Raw genomic sequence first — 3,697 nt, forward strand, 5'->3', positions numbered from 1 at the left:
CAACCACTCCACATGTCCCGACACCTTGGCGGCCGTCGCGGTCAACGCACCATCGATAGCGGCATGAACCGCGAGCCACGCAATACCGATCAGCGCGATCCCGAACAACTGTCCGACAAACGGCGGCTGCACGGTCACGAGATGCATCGATGCCCACAAGGCTGTCCATGGCGTGAGCAGAAACAGCACGCCGAAAGCCAGGAAAATCAGTGCATTGATGACAAGAACAGCGCGCAGCAGCGGTTTCATGGTCAGTCCACGTGGTAGTTGGGCGCTTCCTTCGTGATCTGCACGTCGTGCACGTGCGACTCGCGCATGCCGGCACCCGTGATCTGGACGAATTCGGCCTTGTCGTGCATTTCGGCGATATTGCGGCAGCCGCAATACCCCATGCTCGCCCGAACGCCGCCGACCACCTGGAACAGGATAGCGTTGACCGAGCCCTTATAGGCGACCTGACCTTCAATGCCTTCCGGCACGAGCTTGTCGATATTCGCCGAGTTGTCCTGGAAATATCGGTCCGCGGCACCGTCCTTCATCGCGCCGACCGAACCCATGCCGCGATACGCCTTGAACTGGCGGCCCTGGAACAGGAACACGTCGCCGGGCGATTCTTCCGTGCCGGCCAACATGCTGCCCATCATCACAGCGTCCGCGCCGGCTGCAAGCGCCTTGCTGACATCGCCGGAAAAACGCACGCCGCCGTCCGAGATTACCGGCACGCCCGAGCCGCGCAACGCGTCCGACACGTTCGCCACTGCGGTAATTTGCGGAACACCGACTCCCGCCACGATCCGCGTCGTGCAAATGGAACCCGGGCCGATACCGACCTTCACGCCATCCGCGCCGTATTCCACGAGCGCCTTGGCCGCCGCAGCCGTGGCGATATTCCCGCCAATCACTTCAATGTGCGGATAGTTCTGCTTCACCCAGCGCACGCGTTCGAGCACGCCCTGGCTGTGACCGTGCGCCGTATCCACCACGATGATGTCAACGCCCGCCGCCGACAGCAGCTCGACGCGTTCTTCGTTCTCCGGACCCACGCCCACTGCCGCGCCAGCGCGCAGCTTGCCGTGTTCGTCCTTGCAGGCATCGGGGTGTTCGGTTTGCTTGGTGATGTCCTTGACCGTCATGAGGCCGCGCAATTCGAACGCGTCGTTGACGACCAGCACGCGTTCCAGCCGATGGCTGTGCATCAGCGCCTTGGCTTCGGCGAGCGGCGTGCCTTCCTTGACCGTCACGAGACGTTCACGCGGCGTCATGATCTTGCGCACTTCGTCGTCGAGACGTTCTTCAAAGCGCAGATCCCGGTTCGTCACAATACCGATCAGTTGCGGCCCTTCCACCACCGGAAAGCCGGAAATGCCGTGCTGTTGTGTGAGAGCGATCACGTCGCGCACTTTCATGTTCGGCGGAACGGTAATCGGATCGCGCACCACGCCTGATTCGAAGCGCTTTACTTTCGCGACTTCGCGGGCCTGTTCGGCTGCGGTAAGGTTCTTGTGAATAATGCCGACACCGCCGAGCTGGGCCATCGCAATAGCGAGCCGGCCTTCGGTGACTGTGTCCATGGCCGCGGACAACAGGGGCATATTCAGGGAGATCTTGCGGGTAACCTGTGTTTTCAGGCTGGTGTCGCGCGGGAGAACGTTGGAAAACGCGGGCACGAGGAGCACGTCATCGAACGTGAGTGCTTTCTGGATCAGACGCATGGCAAATCCTATGGGCGCAAAACCGAATTATACCGATAGTTCCCCGGATTTTCACTGCCCGAACAGCAGCTTAGGCGGCGTTTCTCGTTTTTCACCGCAATTTACGGGCCTCGTCCGGGTCGACGATTTACGCCGCCGTTTCGGTTTTTCGCTCGATTTACGTTCGATATAAGTTCGGTTTTGCGGATGCCGGCAAGGAGGCCGGAAAGATCCCGACAACCAAGCGAATCGCCCTTACCGCGCTTTTTACAGCACTTTTTACCGGGCTTCCTTACGCGTCCACCGGCGCCCTTCAATGGACCCGCCGCGCCGTGTCTTCTCAACCCGCCTTTGCCGCGCCACCTTCGGATCAACCTTTAGCGGCCGATAAATCTCCACCCGATCATGATCAGCAAGCACGGCATCCAGTGCCTGGATCTTTCCGAAAATGCCCACTTTCTGCACGTTCAGATCGATCTCGGGAAACTGTGCGAGCAATCCACTGGCGTCAATCGCTTCCCGCACAGTCACGCCTTCGCCCAGGGAAAGCGCACACACCGCGCTCTTCCCCTCCGGCAACGCATAACAAACTTCAACGGAAAGCGTCATCATTTTCCATACCGCTGATCGGCGCGCTTCACGAACGAATCCACGAACGTGTGCGCAATGTGACTAAAAACCGGCCCGATGATCTTCTCGAGAATGATGTTCGAAAATTCATAGTGCAACGCGAATTCGATCTTGCAGGCATCGGCCCGCAACGGCGTGAACCGCCAGTAACCGGTGAACTTCTTGAAAGGGCCGTCCATGAACTCCATATCGATGGTGGTCGGCCGCGTATGCACGTTGCGCGTAGCGAAATGCTGCTTGATGCCCTTGAAATTGATGTGGATCTTCGCTTCCATGCTGTGTTCGTCGTGGCGGCCTACTTCCACGCCTCCACACCATGGCAAGAAATTCGGGTAATCGGCGACATCGGTGACGAGGTCGAACATCTGCTCTGCAGAATGGCGAATCAATACAGTTTTCTGGACATCTGCCATAAAGGGCGCAACGCGTGGCAAGAGTGGGAAGCTTTGCGGGCTTTACCTCGCCCGCGCTGCTAAAATCAGGATTTTAAACGAGTTAGGCACTTTTCATTCATGAGCATCATCGACAACAGAAAAGCCTTCTTCGATTACTTCATCGAAGATCGCTACGAGGCCGGGCTCGTGCTGGAAGGGTGGGAAGTCAAGGCGCTCCGGGCCGGCCGCGGCCAGATCAAGGAAGGCTACGTCATCATTCGTGACGGCGAACTGTTCCTGATCGGCGCGCACATCAGCCCGTTGCCCGAAGCATCGACCCACATCCACCCGGACCCGGTCCGCACACGCAAGCTGCTGCTGCACAGCGAAGAGATTTCGAAGCTCATCAGCAAGGTCGAGCAGAAAGGTCACACGCTCGTGCCGCTGAACTTCCACTACAAAGGCGGTCGCGTAAAATGCGAAATCGGTCTCGCGAAGGGCAAGAAGCTTCACGACAAACGCGAAACCGAGAAAAAGCGCGACTGGGAACGCGAAAAAGCGCAAATCATGCGCGGTGCCAAGCATTGAGCACCACCAGCATGATAGTGAGCATAGCCAACATAAAAAGGGCGTCGACCAGATAGTCGACGCCCTTTTTTCTTGCGGTAAGCTGGTTCAGCGCGCTGATTCAACTGACGCCACGTTTCAGCTCTTACGAATCACGCCGCCACCCGTTCCATCGGCCTTGATGATGCTCAGCGCCGACGCGATCATCGAACTCATCTCCGACAAATTCCCCGGCACGATCAGCGTATTGCCCTGCTTCGCGATGTTCCCGAACGCAGTGACATATTGCTCGGCGACCTTCAGGTTCACCGCTTCCATGCCGCCGGCTGTTTGTATCGCTGCACCGATCTTCTCAATTGCCTGAGCATTCGCTACAGCCACCGCCAGAATGGCCGACGCCTCGCCTTCGGCCTGATTGATCTGCGCCTGACGCTC

At 58.4% G+C, this 3,697-nt stretch carries 5 protein-coding genes and 1 pseudogene; 1 reads left to right on the forward strand and 5 read right to left on the reverse strand.

Features of this window, described 5'->3' with window-relative positions; all coding sequences use genetic code 11:
- The 4 genes and pseudogenes from JWR14_RS17455 to JWR14_RS17470 all read right to left on the reverse strand — a co-directional run.
- Positions 1-249 (reverse strand): annotated as a pseudogene (locus JWR14_RS17455) (hypothetical protein); the annotation flags it as partial.
- A 2-nt stretch (positions 250-251) separates the two neighbouring features.
- A complete protein-coding gene (gene guaB, locus JWR14_RS17460) occupies positions 252-1,712 on the reverse strand; it encodes an IMP dehydrogenase (RefSeq protein ID WP_299709151.1) in 1,461 nt (486 codons plus the stop codon).
- 258 nt (positions 1,713-1,970) lie between these two features.
- A complete protein-coding gene (locus JWR14_RS17465; RefSeq protein WP_299709154.1) occupies positions 1,971-2,303 on the reverse strand; it encodes an RnfH family protein in 333 nt (110 codons plus the stop codon).
- Entirely contained in the window at positions 2,300-2,734 is a 435-nt protein-coding gene (locus JWR14_RS17470) for a type II toxin-antitoxin system RatA family toxin (protein ID WP_031364028.1), read from the reverse strand. The genes JWR14_RS17465 and JWR14_RS17470 overlap by 4 nt, the downstream gene beginning before the upstream one ends.
- A gap of 99 nt (positions 2,735-2,833) precedes the next feature.
- Between JWR14_RS17470 and smpB the strand changes: the two genes are divergently transcribed.
- A complete protein-coding gene (gene smpB / locus JWR14_RS17475; protein WP_031364027.1) occupies positions 2,834-3,283 on the forward strand; it encodes an SsrA-binding protein SmpB in 450 nt (149 codons plus the stop codon).
- Positions 3,284-3,400: 117 nt separating this feature from the next.
- Here the strand turns inward: smpB and JWR14_RS17480 are convergent.
- A partial coding sequence (locus JWR14_RS17480; RefSeq protein WP_299709163.1) for a band-7 C-terminal domain-containing protein occupies positions 3,401-3,697 on the reverse strand: 297 nt, incomplete at its 5' end.

The organism is Caballeronia sp., assembly GCF_028292365.1.
Lineage (GTDB): Bacteria > Pseudomonadota > Gammaproteobacteria > Burkholderiales > Burkholderiaceae > Caballeronia.

Bases quoted from the DNA above. Each gene is read 5' to 3' on its own strand.
- guaB (WP_299709151.1), bottom strand. From the start codon at position 1,712: ATGCGTCTGATCCAGAAAGCACTCACGTTCGATGACGTGCTCCTCGTG.
- JWR14_RS17465 (WP_299709154.1), bottom strand. From the start codon at position 2,303: ATGATGACGCTTTCCGTTGAAGTTTGTTATGCGTTGCCGGAGGGGAAG.
- JWR14_RS17470 (WP_031364028.1), bottom strand. From the start codon at position 2,734: ATGGCAGATGTCCAGAAAACTGTATTGATTCGCCATTCTGCAGAGCAG.
- smpB (WP_031364027.1), top strand. From the start codon at position 2,834: ATGAGCATCATCGACAACAGAAAAGCCTTCTTCGATTACTTCATCGAA.